This is a genomic window from Acinetobacter sp. GRABPA_MV_2 (genome assembly GCF_056725885.1).
Genome location: NZ_JBWZNA010000008.1, coordinates 84412 through 102249, shown reverse-complemented (window position 1 = coordinate 102249; position 17838 = coordinate 84412). Strand labels below are relative to the sequence as shown.

Genomic DNA, 17838 nt, shown 5'->3' with positions numbered 1-17838 from the left:
ATAAAAAAACCAACCCGAAGGCTGGTTTTTCTTAATCGTATATTTATTAGAAAATAAAGTCAGTATTCACAAATTTAGAGTAGTGTTCGGACACCATAGAGGCCAACATGCCTTTGCTGTCATCTGTCTGTTTAGCAGCAATCATAGAACGAATAGAAAATGCTCGAAGTGCATCATGTACAGACAGTGTGCCTTCCGCAGAATCTTTACGACCACCAAACGGGAATACATCAGGGCCACGCTGACATTGACAATTGATGTTTACACGACAGACCTGATGGACCAACGGATCAACTAAATGACCAATTTGCTCAGGGTCGCTACCAAAAATACTCACCTGCTGCCCATGATCAGAAGTAGTGACATAGTCCAGCACAGTTTCAATGTCATCATAAACAGAGACTGGTATCACTGGACCGAACTGTTCTTCACGATACAGTCTCATCCCCTCAGTCACTGGATAAACTACGGCAGGATAGAACATTGTTTTACAGAATTCACCACCTTCCGGATTAACTACTTGAGCCCCTTTAGCCACGGCATCTTCAATGACGTCAGTCATGTAGGCTGTACGGTGCATACCTGGTAGTGGCGTAATAAATACACCCTTTTCCCATGGCATACCCACTTTCAGTTTAGCTAGTTCAGTCGTTAAGCGGTTAACAAATTCATCGGCTATCGAGCGATGTACCATCAGCATTTTGAGCGCGGTACAACGCTGACCATTAAACGACAATGCACCCAGCAGACACTCTTTCACTGTCAGATCCAAGTCGGCATCCGGCAGAATAATAGCTGCATTCTTCGCATCCAACCCCAAAATTGCACGCAGACGGTGAGATTTAGGATGTTGCTTCTTCAAGTGATCAGCTACTTTACTAGAACCAATCAGTGCCAGCACATTAATTTGCCCAGATGCCAGCAAATGCGGCACCACTAAAGAACCTGGTGCATAAATGGTATTGATCACACCTTTTGGAAATGAGTCACGAAACGCTTCTAGTAATGGTTCGAACAACAAGGTCCCAAATTGAGGTGGTTTAAAAATGATGGTATTACCCATCAGCATGGCTGGGATCAGAGTCGCAAAGGTTTCATTCAGTGGGTAGTTGTATGGCCCCATACACAACACGACACCTAGTGGAGTACGACGAATTTGACCAATCGTACCTTCAGCCATGACAAAGCGAGAGTTAGCATTATCCAGATCTTTCAGAGCATCTATCGTTTGACGCATATAGGTAATCGTACGGTCAAACTCTTTCTCTGAATCAGCCAAGCTTTTACCAATTTCCCACATGATCAGCTTAATGATCAGATCTCGCTGCTCCACCATGCGCTGAATAAAATTTTGCATACAGGCAATGCGCTCACCAACCTTCATCATTGGCCATTCGCCACGACCATTGTTGTAAGCTCGTACCGCTGCCTCTAACGCTTCATCACTTTCTTTTTCACCCATGACTGGATAACTACCAAGTTCAACTTGCTGTAGGCTACCGTCAGGCTGCTGAATCCAGATTGGAGATAATGTTTTCTTGGTTGCACCAGCCCACAACCTCAACTCACCATCCACTAGTGAGACACGCTGATGAATTTGAGAAGGCAGACGCACACTTTCAGGAATACTGTCCTCTACTGGGAATTTATGCTGTAAATTATTTAACTGATTCATTCTTCTTAATACCTTATTATTCGTATGTCTTTTATATATCCCCGAACTGTCCACTGTAATCAGGTCTTTTTCGGGTCAATATCACTATTATTATCCGTATTCACCTTGCTTGAACCGTAAATCACAAGGTGAATAACTTAAAGCGTTGATAATCTTTCTAGATGAATTTACCCCCGACACACATTATCAGTCATTCCTAGCTTCTGAATGACTTGCTCAATGATTTGTTCTGGTGTGAGAGCAATATCAATAGCAATTGCTTCATTCGTATCAGGTTCTTCCAACGTATCTAGCTGTGTTTGTAGCAACGCTGGGTCAAAAAAATGTCCAGATCTTTCTGCCAGTCTTTGCTGTAATAACTCATAAGAGCCTTTTAGGTACACAAACTTAACATTCTGATCCTGCCCTCTTAAAATATCGCGATACATTCGCTTTAAAGATGAGCATGTAAATACAGCTGTTTCACCATCTCTTTGTTTGGTTTCAATGACCTGACGAATTGCCTGTAACCATGGCAAGCGGTCTTCATCAGTTAAAGGAATGCCTTGGCTCATCTTACTTTTATTTGCAGCTGAATGAAGCGTATCTCCATCAAGAAACTCACAAGCCAAACGCTCTGATAACAATTCACCAATTAGGGTTTTACCTGTTCCACAGACACCCATTGCAATCACAATCATGGATTACTCACCTTTAATTATAAAATAGTGCTAAGCAGTAGCGTGAAAGATAAACCCAACACTGAAATGATCGTTTCCAATACCGACCAAGTCTTGAGCGTCTGTCCCACTGTCATACCGAAATATTCTTTTATTAACCAGAATCCTGCGTCATTTACATGTGAGAAAACTAATGAACCTGAACCCGTCGCAAGCACTAAAAGTTCTGGTCTAACTGCGACACCAGCCGTAGCTGCAATTGGAGCAACAATGCTACACGCTGTAGCCATAGCCACCGTTGCAGAACCTGTTGCCAAACGAATTAATGCTGCAACAAACCAACCCAACAATAACGGCGACAGGTTTGCCTTCAACGCTGTAGAGACAATCTCATTAGAAATACCAGTGTCACGCAAAATGCCGCCAAAACCACCACCAGCACCTACAATCAACATAATCCCTGCAATAGAAGCTAAACATCCACCGCAGAATTTTTCAATTTGTTCACGGTTAAAGCCCTGCATCGTACCAAAGGTAATAAAGCTGACCAGTACGGCAATGAGTAATGCGATATCAGAAGTACCAATAAAACGTAGTAAATCATTTGCGAAAGTCTGTGGTGCAAAGAACAGATCAGCCCAGCTTCCAACCAACATTAATACTACAGGCAGCATAATTGTGAATAAGGTAATCCCAAAGCTTGGTAGCTCACGAGTTCTATTCGTATCTGCTTCAATAAACTGCTTCGCTAACGGATTATTTTCGGGCAATTTAACGTATTTATTAATCCAAAGTGCATACAATGGTCCAGCAACAATAGCCGTTGGCACACCAACGATCAGACTATAAGCAATTGTTTTACCAATATCAGCATGATAAGCCTGTACTGCCAACAGTGCAGCTGGATGTGGTGGAATTAAGCCATGCACAACAGATAACCCAGCAACCATTGGCAAGCCAACAACTAATAAAGATTTACCTGTTCGCTTGGCAATGTTGAATGCAATTGGAATGAGTAGAACGAAACCTACTTCGAAAAATACGGGAAGGCCAACAATAAGGGCAATAAACATCATGGCCCAGTGAATATTTTTCTCACCAAACCACTTAATTAAAGTAATTGCTATTCGCTCTGCACCACCAGACTCGGCCATCATTTTACCGAGCATCGTTCCCAGTGCGATTACAATCGCAAGGTGACCTAAGGTTTTACCTGTACCAGCTTCATAAGACTTAACAATATCACCCATTGGCATGCCAACAGCCAAGGCTAAACCGAGTGAAACAATAATAAGAACTAAAAATGGATAAATTCTAAACTTCGCGATCATGACCACTAAAGCAATAATCGCGATTACAGTGTAGATCAGTAACATGCCACCCTGAACCGTCTCCATGGGACACTTCTCCTTGGAATAATTATTTAGGCACACTGCCTAAACAAGGGTCTTCAACCACAGTAATTCCTACTGTTAAGACATTAAATTTTTATATTTAGGTGTGACCAGCACAAACTGGTCACATCAATACAGCCTTTAAAGCACATAGAATGCACTTCATTTTTTATAAATATTGTCTACATTTACAAAGCTCTCAACTGACTCGCAATTTGTGCCAAGCGAGTAATTTCAGCCCAGTCTTGGGCAGCTACAGTAGCTTTAGGTGTTAACCATGAACCACCTACACAAACCACGTTAGGTTGCTTTAAGAAATCTGGCGCTGACTCTGCCGTAATTCCACCAGTCGGACAAAAGCGCAAGTTTGAAAATGGACCATAAAATGCTTTTAGCATCTCAACGCCACCTGCTTGTTGAGCTGGGAAGAACTTCACAATGTCATAACCCAATTCAATCGCTTGAATCAGGTCACTTGGTGTCATCACACCAGGCAATAGAGGTAAACCAGCATCTTGCGCAGCCAAATGCAGATCTTTAGTCAAACCAGGAGATACCCCAAATTGAGCGCCTGCTTTTTTGGCTTGAGCACAGTGTTCTGGTTTGGTAATTGTTCCTACACCCACCACAATGTCATCAGCTAATTGGCTAGCACGCTCGATAGCAGCAAGACCAGCAGCGGTACGTAAGGTAATTTCAAGGACTTTCACGCCACCTGCATGTAAAGCACGTGATACATCCTCACCTTGCTCGGCAGAATCAAATGCCAATACAGGGATGACTGGGCCTAATTTGACGATATCTTCAATTTTAATCATTATTTTTCAGTTCCTTTGATTCAAATCTGCTCTGGTGAATTTTCACCAACCAATGCACCAAACACAGATGCTCCATGTTCAGCTGGCGCAGCAGCAGCACGGAAAACACCAAATAATTCACGGCCAAAGCCAACTTCGTTTTCTGCCTGATGTTCTGGCTGTGCAACAGGGCGTGACTGCCATACATCTTCATCTATTTCAACATCGAGTACGCCAGCTTCGGCATCAATGATTAACATATCGCCTGTTTGAACTTTAGCAATCGGCCCATTTAATAAGGCTTCTGGAGATAAATGAATCACCGCCGGAACTTTACCTGAAGCACCAGACATACGGCCATCAGTGACTAAAGCAACATGGAAACCTTGATCTTGTAAAACCCCCAACACAGGCGTTAAACGATGCAATTCAGGCATACCATTCGCACGTGCACCTTGGAAACGCACAACCGCAATAAAGTCTCTGTGTAATTCACCACGATCAAATGCAGCTTGCACTGCTTCTTGCGAATCAAACACAATTGCTGGAGCTTTAACTTTGCGATGTTCGGGCGCAACAGCAGAAATCTTGATTACGCCACGGCCAAGGCGGCCTTGCATTAAACGTAATCCACCATCTGGTTGAAACGGGGCATCAATGCTACGCAAAACTTTGTCATCAAGGCTTTGAACCACACCATCAACCCAAGTGAGCTTGCCATCAATCAGTTTTGGTTCTTTGGTGTAATGCTGCAAACCTTTACCAGCCACAGTCGTTACATCGTTATGTAATAAGCCAGCTTCAAGTAGATTACGAATGAGGAAAGCAACCCCACCCGCAGCTTGGAAATGGTTTACATCAGCCTTACCATTTGGATAGATTTTTGCGAGTAATGGAACAACAGCCGATAACTCATCAAAGTCATCCCAATCAATCAAGATGCCAGCGGCACGAGCAATCGCAATCAAATGCAAAGTATGGTTCGTTGAACCACCTGTAGCGAGTAACGCCACAATACCGTTTATAATTGCTTTTTCATCGACAACATGACCAATCGGCGTGTAGTTTCCACGCTCAACTGTTAAATCAAGTACACGAATGGCAGCTTCTACGGTGAGTGCATCACGTAATGGTGTATGAGGATGAACAAATGCGGCACTTGGCAAATGCAAACCCATGACTTCCATCAGCATCTGATTACTGTTGGCTGTACCATAAAAAGTACAAGTCCCTTGTCCATGATAAGCAGCTGACTCAGCTTCTAACAAAGCATCTCGTCCAACCTGACCTGTTGCAAATTGCTGACGAATTTTGGCTTTCTCATCATTAGATAAGCCACTTGTCATTGGGCCAGCTGGCACAAAAATAGTAGGTAAATAGCCAAACTGCAAAGCACCAATGAGCAAGCCCGGCACAATCTTGTCACAAACACCCAGACATAAAGCTGCATCGAACATGTTATGAGACAATGCAATCGCTGTGCTCATCGCAATGGTTTCGCGAGAAAACAATGATAGTTCCATGCCAGCATTACCTTGAGTAATACCGTCACACATCGCAGGAACGCCACCTGCAAATTGTGCTACGCCACCATTTTCGCGAGCGGCACTTTTAATTAAATCTGGAAATGTTTTATAAGGTGCGTGCGCCGACAGCATTTCGTTATACGAAGATACGATGCCAATATTTGGTTCACGGCCTACTTTAATAATTAATTTTTCATTATCTTCCATACTGGCAAAACCATGAGCCAGATTGGCACATGAAAGTGCTCCACGGGCAGGAAATTTGCCTTGTGCATGTTCAATACGTTGTAAATATGCAGAACGAGTTTTTTGACTACGTGCTATTACACGCTCGGTCACTTTTGCCAATATTGGATTCGGCAAGTCCATGCTGGACGCTCCTGTACAACCGGATAAGCCGGAACATAAAAAATAGACCAAATGATATATTTCATAATCATTTGGTAAGGGGGAGGAACAATATTATTAAGGCAAAAAGCGACATGCAAGCCCTAGTCAACTTTACGGGAATACCCAAGCATGAGTATTAAAGACAAATAATGTTTAAGTTATAAACAAGTGAAGGGTTTTATTTTGGACTATATTTACAGGTATATTACACTCTAAAAACTATGAGAAAATTCTCATAATATCAATGCAATGAAATATCTTTATAAATGTACAGATACCGACTTTTTATACTAAATTTTATATTAAAAATGTTTATGATTTATTCTTTTTAACTTATATATAAGCGATTAAAACTTAATTCCAGTTACGTATATTATTTGTAATATATCCATCGGGTTTGATTAAAATAACAGCAATTCTTTTTCTTTTAAAAATTTATACCGAATATTTGAAAATTACATTAATTCAAAATTTACCTTTCATAAATATATACAAAAAACTGTTTAATTCTTCTACAAAAAAACAAGGAATACAGTGGTTAAGCTTTATACTGGACAGATATTAGTTGCAAATAATTTGATGGTCGATAGTTCTTAAGTCTAATGGGCTAAAGTCTATCTTGGACAGAAAAACAACACATGCTAAAACATGACAACCCGTTCAATATGTATCAAAAAATAATACATCTTGAATAGGAAGTTAGGAAAACTATTTTAAATCAGGACTTGGGTATTTCAACGTGGCTACATCAGTATTAGTTATCAATTGCGGCTCTTCATCTATTAAATACGCACTGGTTTCAGAGCGTCGTGAAGATCGTATTTACGGTTTAGCAGAAAACTTGGGGGCAGCTGATGCTCGTATTAAGGGAATTACAGTAGGTGGTGAACCACTTGAACTATCAATCCCTTATGCTGACCATGCCAAAGCTTTAGAAACTTTACTTGCACGTCTTGCCAACTACAAACCGCAAGCAATCGGACATCGTGTTGTACACGGTGGTAGTTTAACCAAAGCAGAATTACTCACTCCTGAAATTATTGAACGTATTCGTGCTGCGACACCTTTAGCCCCACTTCATAACCCAGCACATTTAATTGGTATTGATGCAACCGTACGTCTATTCCCTGAATTACCTCAAGTTGCCGTATTTGACACTGCATTCCACCAAACCATGCCACCGCATGCATATCGTTATGCAATTCCTAAATTTTTATATACTGACCACAACGTCCGCCGTTATGGCTTCCATGGTACAAGCCATGCTTATGTATCTGACAAAGCGAGTGAGCTAGCAGGTAACCTGAAAAAGGGTGGATGGTTAACAGCGCACCTAGGAAACGGCAGTTCAACTTGCGCAGTATGGAATGGACAAAGTGTTGATACCTCTATGGGTCTTACTCCACTTGAAGGTGTGGTAATGGGAACGCGTAGTGGTGACGTTGATCCAAGCTTACACAGCTTTCTTGCCAAAAACCTCGGTTGGGATTTAGCAAAAATTGATAAAGTTTTAAATAACGAAAGTGGCTTACTTGGCTTATCGCAATTGTCTAACGACATGCGTACAGTGATTGAAGCTGCTGAAAATGGTAATGAAGATGCTTGTCTTGCAATTGAAGTCTTTAGCTATCGCCTTGCAAAATCACTTGCTGCATTAAGCTGTGGTTTACCAACTTTAGACGGTCTAATCTTCACGGGTGGTATTGGTGAAAACTCAGCTTATATTCGTGAAAAAACTTTAGCTTATTTACCTCATTTTGGTTTGCAGCTTGATAAAGATCAAAACAATAACTTAAAGCGTGGTACTGAAGGGCGAATCGACAATGGAACAGGCCCTCAAATTTGGGTCATTCCTACAGACGAAGAAGGCCGTATTGCCAAAGAAACTCGTCAAGTTGTTGAAGCGGCAGAAAATACAGCATCTGTAGCAAGCCTTGCCTAATTAGAGCTTAGCGAAAACTCGATATTCGTTTATTTATAGGTTTATATGAATACAATTTTATTGATTCCTACAGGCGAAGGGGTTGGCTTAACCTCTGCCTGTTTAGGCATGATTTACGCACTTGATTGCAACGGGATTAAAGCTGGCTTTTTAAAACCATTTTCTCAAGAAGACCAAGAGCATCTTGACCGAACAACTTCATTATTTGGTCATTTATTTCAAAGTAAAACCGTTCAATCTATTTCGCATGAAAAATTAACTCAGCTTATTGCCGCTGGGGAAGTAGATGAATTACTTGAAGAAGCGGTTAGCCTTCATCGTAGTGTTGCAGCAGACCATGATGTCATTATTGTGGAAGGCTTATTACCAAACGGACAAGACCATTTTGCCAGTGAGCTCAACGCAAGTCTTGCACAAGCACTTGATGCAGAAGTCGTGCTGGTCAGCACAGCAGATATTCAAAACCCGAAAAAAGCAGCAGAAAAAGTAGATGCTCATTTACGTCAGTTTGGTGGTGCCACATCAAATCGTACTGCTGGCGTACTGTTTATGCGTACCCGTGGATTAACCGAAGAAACAGCACAAATTCCTGTTGCGTTTGATCCATCGTTACGACCAACTGAAGAAATCGCAAAATTTACAAGTGAGTTGCAAAAATATAATCGTTATTTCGGCTCTAGCGATTTACCGATTATTGGTTTAGTTCCTTTTAGCAATACACTGAGCGTGCCAAGAACACTTGATATTGCCAGCGTTATTGATGGGCAATGGCTACATCAAGGTGAAGCTAAAACACGTCGTATTTTGCATTCAAGTTTAATTGCTTCAAGCATTGAATATGAACTGAATAAGTTTATTGCAGGCGAATTAATTATTAGCGCATCTGAGCGTACCGACGTTTTACTTGCAAGTAGTTTAGCAACCAGCAACGGTATACCTCTGGCAGGTTTGGTCCTTACCGAAAGAGAAGCGCCAGCACCAGAGCTTTTAGAATTTTGTCAAAGTGCAATTAAACAAGGGTTACCGATTTTACATACCCGTTTAAACACACTTGAAACTGCTCAGCGTTTATCTAATTTTGGTAATGAGATTCCAACCGATGACACTGAGCGTGCCGAACAAGTGACCCGATTTGTTTCAAGTCATATTGATGTTGAATGGCTTAAACAGCACAGCAACAATGCCGCTACCCCTCGCCTGTCGCCATCGGCTTTCCGTCATGAATTGGTGCAAAAATCAATTGCAGCTAAAAAACGGATTGTACTACCTGAAGGTGATGAACCACGCACCATTCAAGCTGCCGCAATTTGTCAGGCACGTGGTATTGCTGACTGTATTTTGTTAGCTAAACCAGATGCTGTGCACGATGTTGCAAAAGCACGCGGTATTGAATTACCTGCTGAATTGGCAATTGTCGACCCTGATAGTATTCGTAACCAATACGTTGCACCAATGGTTGAGCTACGTAAAGGTAAACTCAACGAGCTTCAAGCGAAAGAACAACTTCAAGATACCGTAGTGCTTGGCACCATGATGTTAGCCTTAGATCAAGTCGACGGTTTAGTTTCAGGTGCGGTACACACCACAGCGAATACGGTTCGCCCAGCATTCCAGCTCATCAAGACAGCACCTGAATATTCACTGGTTTCATCAATATTCTTTATGCTTTTGCCAGATGAAGTTTATGTATATGGCGACTGTGCGATTAATCCAGATCCAACCGCAGAACAACTTGCTGAAATTGCAATTCAGTCTGCTGATTCGGCTAAAGCTTTTGGAATTGATCCGCGTATTGCCATGATCAGCTACTCAACTGGTACTTCCGGAACAGGCGCTGATGTTGAAAAAGTACAGCAAGCAACTCAAATTGCTCAACAACGTCGTCCTGACTTACTGATTGATGGTCCACTTCAATACGATGCAGCTTCAGTTGAAAGCGTAGGACGTCAAAAGGCACCAGACTCACGCGTTGCTGGCCGCGCAAATGTATTTATTTTCCCAGACTTAAATACAGGCAACACAACTTATAAGGCGGTACAACGTGCTGCAAATGTAGTCAGTGTAGGTCCAATGCTGCAAGGCCTCAACAAACCAGTCAATGACTTGTCTCGTGGAGCATTGGTAGATGACATCGTCTTTACCATTGCGTTAACGGCAATTCAGGCAGAACAGCAAGCCGCTGCCAAATAATTAATAAATTCACCTTTACTACCTCTCGCCATTTGATGTCCGCTCAAATGGCTTTTTTTTATTTTAATCATTCAAAAATAAATAATTTTCCGATCTGTCTCTTTTAAATCACATCAATATGTTCTTATGCGACTTTCGGTCAAAAGATCAACCAATCTCCCACAACACTGTCTTTTTGTCATATAATTTAGCCCGCTAGCTAACAGCCCGCTCAAGAGATTTTCTGGTATGACAACGATTATCAAACAAGATGACTTGATTACATCGATCAAGGACGCCCTACAGTTTATTTCGTACTATCACCCGCAAGACTTTATCCAAGCGATGAGCCGTGCTTATGATCGCGAAGAAAACAAAGCCGCAAAGGATGCAATTGCACAGATTCTAATTAACTCTCGCATGTGTGCGGAAGGTCATCGTCCAATTTGCCAAGATACTGGTATTGTTAACGTTTTCCTTGAAGTGGGCTTAGATGTTAAATTTGATTTAACGATGAGCTTAGACGATGCAGTAAATGAAGGTGTTCGCCAAGGTTACCTTGAAAACAGCAACGTTCTTCGTGCATCTGTACTTGCTGACCCTGCATTTGGTCGTAAAAACACAAAAGATAATACCCCTGCTGTAATTCATTACAAACTCGTTCCGGGTAATAAAGTAGATATTACTGTTGCTGCTAAAGGTGGCGGTTCAGAAAACAAATCTAAACTTGCGATGCTTAACCCATCTGACTCGATTGTTGACTGGGTACTTAAAACCGTTCCAACTATGGGTGCAGGCTGGTGTCCTCCTGGTATGCTCGGTATTGGTATTGGTGGTACTGCTGAAAAAGCCATGATGCTTGCTAAAGAAGCACTCATGGAAGAAATCAATATGGACGAATTACTTCGCCGTGGACCAGAGAACAAAATCGAAGAGCTTCGTATCGAAATCTTTGAAAAAGTAAACGCACTTGGTATTGGTGCACAAGGTCTCGGTGGTTTAACGACTGTTCTTGATATTAAGATTAAAGATTACCCATGTCATGCTGCTGGTAAACCAGTAGGTATGATTCCTAACTGTGCTGCTACTCGTCATGCTCACTTCCAGCTTGATGGTACAGGTGTAGCTCATATTCAAGCACCAAAACTTGAAGACTACCCATCTGTAACTTGGGACTCTTCACAGTCTAAACGTGTAAACCTTGATACCATTACTCAAGAAGAAATGGATTCTTGGAAACCAGGTGACACATTACTTCTTAGCGGAACAATGTACACAGGTCGTGATGCTGCGCACAAACGTATGGTTGAAATGATCGACAATGGTGAAGAATTACCAGTTGATCTTAAAGGTAAGTTTATTTACTACGTTGGCCCTGTTGATCCAGTGGGTGATGAAGTTGTTGGTCCTGCTGGCCCTACAACTGCAACACGTATGGATAAATTCACACGTAAAGTATTAGAACATACTGGCCTATTCGGTATGATCGGTAAAGCTGATCGTGGTCCTACAGCAATTGAAGCAATCAAAGACAACAAAGCAACTTACTTAATGGCAGTTGGTGGTGCAGCTTACCTCGTATCTAAAGCTGTTCGCGAAGCTGAAGTTGTTGCGTTTGCAGACTTAGGTATGGAAGCCATCTACAAATTCGTAGTTGAAGATATGCCTGTTTCTGTTGCAGTTGATGTAAACGGTACTTCAATTCACGCAGTAGCTCCAAAAATCTGGCAAGCGAAAATTGGAAAAATTCCAGTAGTCGATGCAGCAGCTGGCTAATCAAGAAAAGCACCGAATTCGGTGCTTTTTTTATGCCTTCTTTTTTTATTTTAAAATCTGAAAAGAATTGTAACAATTACTTTGTCAATCTGTGCTATTAATGAAAGCACCCTCTCGCCAAATATTGAATATAGGTCATTTCATGACTATTCGCCCTATTCTTAAAAATCTCTCAATCAGCCTTTGTCTAAGCTGTATTACCACAAGCTTGTTTGCCTCTCCTGCCAAGTTAAGTTCAGTTAAAGAACTCATGCAAATGAGCCAAATTGATTACCTGCTTAAAGAATCAATTGATGAATTAACGCCTTACTATGATCAACAGGCAGAACAGATCGTTAGTAATATCACGGGTATCAAAACTTTAGGTCCAAAAGAAAAAGAGGCCGCGAAGAAGTTAGGTTCTCTCTTAAAAGATTCGAGCAATCAGCTCATTAGCAACCCAAAAACCACCCAAGCCTTACAGGATATTTACCTAAAGACTTATACTGAAGAGGAAATTCAGGCTAATCTGAAATTTTTAAAAACCCCAGAAGGCCAATCAATTACACGCAAGAACGTACAGATTATGGGACAAATTTCAGAATATATGATGGAGTTGGGACAGCAAACGTTTAATGACCCTAAAGCACGAGATCATATGCAAGAAGAAATGCTTAAAATTCTTGCACCACTCATGAAAGATAAAGAAAAGTCTTAACTTTTCTTTATCTTTTGCAGCTCATTACCAAGTTAAAGGATTCCATAATTTAAATGGTTTAATCAGATGTACATCTGATTTCTCATCATATTTGGCTGGCTTTAATTCTTGTGGTTTATGACGGATCTTTCCTGAAGTATCTTCAGCAACAAAGTTGTAGCTAGAAGATTTAAGCTCGGTAAATGCTATCTCTCTACGTCCAATATTGTCTTGCATTAACATAAATGGACCAGTATGTTCACTTCGGTCCATTTTATTTTCTTCATCATATTTCAAATAATAAGACGTTCCTGCCTCAACAGTAATATCAATATATTTTGGTTCTTGAAAATGGATACCAAGTAAAGGGCGACTTGCTGAAAGACGATACGTTCCTGCTGGTAACTCAATCCAGTAATAATGATTATGTAATAGACTCGGAATGCGCTTACCATTCACAAAGAGATTAATAGCTGCAATTTCCTGACGATTCCATTTTGTGTCCGGTCGATATAGATAAACTACAGCAGCCTGTTCATTTTGTGGTTTGATTGGAGCAAAAGTCTGACCCAATTTTTGGTTGACCCACCCTCCCACAGTAAAACCGCCTAAATGATATTGATCTAATAAACCTGGTTCTTTTTCAACATCAACTTTAGGTAGAGTCGCGGTTAATTCACTCGGATTTTTTTCTAAATGAGATGAACTTTGACAGCCTACAAATAGCCCGGCACAGCACAAAGATACGATTAAATAACGCATGGCATCCCTCAAAGCGTTTTGTTTTTGATTTATTTTTTACACCGCAAAACTATGCGTATTTTGTATTTTAAGATTAACACTACCCATATAAATTGAAAACAAAAAAAGCATGAATCACAAGCGCGATTCATGCTTTTTAGATGAATGAAATCTATGCAGACTTCGAATCAATAACCTTTAAATCTGCCTTAGCAACACTTTCATGCGTTGCAGCTTCTTTAGGTTGGCGTTCAGCCTGATAAACAGGTTCTGCTTCACCATTAATAACTGCTTCATTGATAATGACTGTTCCAACATCTGTACGACTTGGTAAATCATACATAGTTTCAAGCAGTACGTTTTCCATAATAGAACGCAGACCACGCGCACCCGTATTACGTTCAAGCGCTTTTTTAGCAACAGCACGTAATGCAGAGTCTTCAAAGATCAGATCAACATTTTCCATAGTGAAAAGATATTGATACTGGCGTGTTAATGCATTTTTTGGCTCAGTCAAAATTTGCATTAAAGCTTCTTCGTCTAGCTCTTCAAGTGTAGCAATCACTGGTAAACGACCAATGAATTCTGGAATCAAACCAAATTTCACTAAGTCAGTTGGCTCAACCTGACGGAACAATTCAGCAAGCTTTTTGGTTTCATCTTTGTTTTTAACATCAGCTGTAAAACCAATACCGCCTTTCTCTTGACGCTGTTGTACAATTTTTTCCAAACCAGAAAATGCACCACCACAAATAAATAAGATATTTGAGGTGTCAATTTGGATAAACTCTTGCTGTGGATGCTTACGACCACCTTGAGGCGGAATCGAAGCAACTGTACCTTCAATCATTTTTAATAATGCTTGTTGTACACCTTCACCAGACACATCACGCGTAATTGATGGATTTTCAGATTTACGAGTAATCTTATCAATCTCATCAATATAGATAATGCCCTTCTGAGCCTTCTCTACATCGTAGTCTGCTTTTTGCAAAAGCTTTTGCACAATATTTTCAACATCTTCACCCACATAACCAGCTTCGGTTAATGTTGTTGCATCTGCCATCGCAAATGGAACATCTAAAAGGCGAGCTAATGTTTGCGCAAGTAAAGTTTTACCTGAGCCAGTAGGTCCAATCAGTAAGATATTACTTTTAGCAATTTCTACTTCTTTAGACACATGGCCATTATGACCAACTTTTAAGCGTTTATAATGGTTATAAACCGCAACAGATAATGTCTTTTTGGCAAGATCTTGACCAATAACGTATTGATCAAGCGCAGCACGTATTTCATGTGGTTTTGGCAATGCCTTACTCGCCCAGTCACCTGCTTCAACCTGTTGGCTGGTTTGTACAAGGTCTAAGCAGACATCCACACATTCATTACAAATATATGCGTCCTCACCTGCAATCAGTTTCCCGACTTCAGACTGCGTTTTACCGCAAAATGAACAATGTTTTTGTCCTTGAGGATGTTCGGACATATTCACTCCACAAATAGAATCTTAAATATTAGGGCAAGATGCACTGCATAAATAACTAAATGGAGATCTTTTTCAACATCTCAAGTTATTTATATAAGAAGGTCCTTATGGACGCTTACTTAACACCTGATCAACCAGACCATATTCTTTAGCAGCTTGGGCTGTCATAAAGTTATCACGGTCAGTATCACGAGCAACGGTTTCATAGTCTTGACCACTATGCTCTGCCATTAAGCGGTTCAAGCGCTCTTTAATAAAGAGAATTTCACGCGCATGGATTTCAATATCCGATGCTTGACCACGGAAACCACCCAATGGTTGATGAATCATGACACGGGCATTTTCTAAACAATAGCGTTTGCCTTTAGCACCCGCATTTAATAAGAATGCACCCATTGAAGCAGCTTGACCCATACAATATGTCACAACATCAGGCTTAATAAACTGCATCGTGTCATAAATAGCCATACCCGCTGTCACAGATCCACCTGGAGAGTTGATATAAAGGTGGATATCTTTATCAGGATTTTCAGCTTCTAAAAACAACATTTGGGCAACAATCAGATTTGCCATGTTATCTTCAACTTCACCTGTCAAAAAAATGACGCGCTCACGTAAAAGTCGTGAATAAATATCAAAAGAACGTTCGCCGCGAGAAGATTGTTCAACCACAACAGGAACTAAAGCATTTTCAATTGTTGGAACATACATACGTTATTTATTCCTAAATTTTTTGTGACTTAACCTATGGCAACAATATGCGGGATAATTTCTCAAATTGCAAAAGGTTCGCACTGAAATATTATATTATTTATACCTAAGTACTTAATGCCGCACTCAAATTGACCACATAATGAAAAACAAAAAAGGCGCCTTCGGCGCCTTTTTCTGACTTCTTAAAAGATTAGCCCATACGGCGAGCTTGTTGTTCTTTCAATAAGTCATCATAAGATACAGCTTTGTCAGTCACTTTAGCACCAGCTAAAATGTGATCAACAACTTGATCTTCTAATACAACTGCTTCGATTTGAGCACGTTGTTGAGCATCATTTTTGAAGTATTCAATCACTTCAGTTGGATCTTCGTAAGAAGAAGCCATGTCGTCAATGTAAGCATCAACGCGAGCTTGATCAACTTCAAGTTTAGCATCAGCTAAAACTTTGCTTACCAATACGCCAAGCTTAACAGAACGCTCTGCTTGTTCTTTGAACAATTCGTCAGGAAGCATGCTCTTGTCAAAAGATTGCGCGCCTGCACCACCAAATTGTTGAGTGAACTGTTGAACCATTTGTTGACGTTGACGGTCAATTTCTTGAGCAACCATTGCAGTTGGAACTTCAACTTCATTCGCAGCAACAAGAGCATCAAAAGCAGCTTGTTTAACTTGGTTACGTAAACCATTGCGAACTTCACGTTCCATATTCTTACGAACGTCAGCTTTTAACTTCTCAACGCCTTCCTCTTCAGTTACACCGAAGATTTTTAAGAATTCAGCATCAATTTCTGGAAGTTTAGATTTTTCAACTTGCTTCACAGTGATTTTGAACTGAGCTGCTTTTCCAGCTAAGTTTTCAGCTTGGTAATCTTCAGGGAAAGTAACGTCAATTACTTTCTCTTCACCAGCTTTCATGCCAATGATGCCATCTTCGAAGCCAGGGATCATACGACCTGAACCTAACACAAGTTTAAAGTCTTCAGCAGAACCGCCTTCAAACTTCTCACCATCGATAGTGCCTTCAAAGTCAAAAGTCACTTGCATGTCTTTTTTCGCCATACCCTTGGTTACAGCCCAAGTTTGACGTTGTTTTTGCAAGTTTTCGATCATAGCGTCAACGTCAGCGTCTTTGATTTCAGCTGATTTACGTTCAACTTCTAAGCCGTCAAATGCTTTTACTTCAACTTCTGGATAAACTTCTACAGTTGCTTCAAAAACTAAAGCATCTTCTTTATGTTCAACTTTCTCAATGTTCGGCATACCTACCGCATTGATTTTTTCTTGTTGAATTGCTTCAAAAACGCTATCACGAATGATGTCATTTACAACTTCTTGATAAATGCTTGCACCGTATTCGCGACGAACAACGTTTTCAGGTACTTTACCTGGACGGAAGCCGTTGATCTTCACAGTTTTGGCAGTGCGCTTCAAACGAGCTTCAAATTGCTCGTTAATACGGCTCGTCGGTACAGACACATTTAAACGACGGGCAACGCCCGAAACCGCTTCAGTCGTTACTTGCATGGCTTCCTCGATAAAAATTAGTTAGTAGGAACAGTTTTTAAAAAAGTGCTGTATTATATGACAACTTTCAAGATATACAAAATTAACCGATCACTTCATGTAAGTGAAGGACATTATTCTAGTAAATTTCACAGTAATTTTATGATTCTTTAAATATTTTTCATAAGTACTTAAGTAAAACTAATTTTTTAGTTATTCTTTATAAATCTAAAATTACAATTAAACTTTGAATTTAATCGCTTTAATAAACAATTACCAATAATCAGTAGATTAGCTACATAAAAGTACAATTTACCATTCAATTATTCATTTTCTCTTCATAATTCAATTGGCAAATCCAATTAACACAAACTGTACATATAAATAAG

Annotated in this window: 13 protein-coding genes and 1 pseudogene; 5 read left to right on the top strand and 9 right to left on the bottom strand. The window is 40.4% G+C overall.

Annotation, left to right across the window (positions count from 1 at the left end):
* Nucleotides 1–46 precede the first annotated feature (46 nt).
* The 5 genes from ACXM0J_RS09270 to edd form a co-directional block, all read right to left on the bottom strand.
* Nucleotides 47–1675 (bottom strand): NADP-dependent glyceraldehyde-3-phosphate dehydrogenase, encoded by a 1629-nt coding sequence (locus ACXM0J_RS09270; RefSeq protein ID WP_086265039.1) that lies wholly within the window; start codon nt 1673–1675, stop codon nt 47–49.
* Between the two features lie 167 nt (nt 1676–1842).
* Nucleotides 1843–2355, bottom strand: coding sequence for a gluconokinase (locus ACXM0J_RS09265; protein ID WP_086265040.1), 513 nt, complete (start codon nt 2353–2355; stop codon nt 1843–1845).
* A gap of 17 nt (nt 2356–2372) precedes the next feature.
* Nucleotides 2373–3731, bottom strand: coding sequence for a GntT/GntP/DsdX family permease (locus ACXM0J_RS09260; protein WP_002115035.1), 1359 nt, complete (start codon nt 3729–3731; stop codon nt 2373–2375).
* 185 nt (nt 3732–3916) lie between these two features.
* Nucleotides 3917–4546, bottom strand: coding sequence for a bifunctional 4-hydroxy-2-oxoglutarate aldolase/2-dehydro-3-deoxy-phosphogluconate aldolase (eda, locus tag ACXM0J_RS09255; RefSeq protein WP_086265041.1), 630 nt, complete (start codon nt 4544–4546; stop codon nt 3917–3919).
* A gap of 20 nt (nt 4547–4566) precedes the next feature.
* Nucleotides 4567–6420: a phosphogluconate dehydratase gene (gene edd, locus ACXM0J_RS09250; RefSeq protein WP_086265042.1), complete on the bottom strand. Its 1854-nt coding sequence runs from the start codon at nt 6418–6420 to the stop codon at nt 4567–4569.
* Between the two features lie 659 nt (nt 6421–7079).
* Between edd and ACXM0J_RS09245 the strand changes: the two are divergent.
* From ACXM0J_RS09245 to ACXM0J_RS09225, 5 genes and pseudogenes are all read left to right on the top strand, one after another.
* Nucleotides 7080–7199, top strand: a pseudogene (locus tag ACXM0J_RS09245) (hypothetical protein).
* Nucleotides 7181–8383, top strand: coding sequence for an acetate/propionate family kinase (locus ACXM0J_RS09240; protein WP_005079149.1), 1203 nt, complete (start codon nt 7181–7183; stop codon nt 8381–8383). Before ACXM0J_RS09245 ends, ACXM0J_RS09240 begins: the two are co-directional and overlap by 19 nt.
* 45 nt (nt 8384–8428) lie before the next feature.
* Nucleotides 8429–10573 carry a phosphate acetyltransferase gene (gene pta / locus ACXM0J_RS09235; RefSeq protein WP_086265043.1) on the top strand — a complete coding sequence of 715 codons (2145 nt, stop codon included), beginning with the start codon at nt 8429–8431 and terminating at the stop codon, nt 10571–10573.
* A gap of 228 nt (nt 10574–10801) precedes the next feature.
* Nucleotides 10802–12328 (top strand): fumarate hydratase, encoded by a 1527-nt coding sequence (locus tag ACXM0J_RS09230; RefSeq protein ID WP_002115045.1) that lies wholly within the window; start codon nt 10802–10804, stop codon nt 12326–12328.
* A gap of 142 nt (nt 12329–12470) precedes the next feature.
* Nucleotides 12471–13025 carry a DUF2059 domain-containing protein gene (locus tag ACXM0J_RS09225; RefSeq protein ID WP_033849457.1) on the top strand — a complete coding sequence of 185 codons (555 nt, stop codon included), beginning with the start codon at nt 12471–12473 and terminating at the stop codon, nt 13023–13025.
* A 24-nt stretch (nt 13026–13049) separates the two neighbouring features.
* Here ACXM0J_RS09225 and ACXM0J_RS09220 read toward each other — a convergent pair whose 3' ends face one another.
* From ACXM0J_RS09220 to tig, 4 genes are all read right to left on the bottom strand, one after another.
* Nucleotides 13050–13766, bottom strand: a complete 717-nt coding sequence (locus ACXM0J_RS09220) for a DUF2846 domain-containing protein (RefSeq protein WP_014208323.1) — start codon at nt 13764–13766, stop codon at nt 13050–13052.
* Between the two features lie 151 nt (nt 13767–13917).
* Nucleotides 13918–15231, bottom strand: coding sequence for an ATP-dependent Clp protease ATP-binding subunit ClpX (gene clpX / locus ACXM0J_RS09215; RefSeq protein WP_002114726.1), 1314 nt, complete (start codon nt 15229–15231; stop codon nt 13918–13920).
* 105 nt (nt 15232–15336) lie between these two features.
* Entirely contained in the window at nt 15337–15942 is a 606-nt protein-coding gene (gene clpP, locus ACXM0J_RS09210) for an ATP-dependent Clp endopeptidase proteolytic subunit ClpP (RefSeq protein WP_002114870.1), read from the bottom strand.
* Nucleotides 15943–16135: 193 nt separating this feature from the next.
* Nucleotides 16136–17470, bottom strand: coding sequence for a trigger factor (gene tig, locus ACXM0J_RS09205; RefSeq protein WP_002114878.1), 1335 nt, complete (start codon nt 17468–17470; stop codon nt 16136–16138).
* Between the last annotated feature and the right edge of the window lie 368 nt (nt 17471–17838).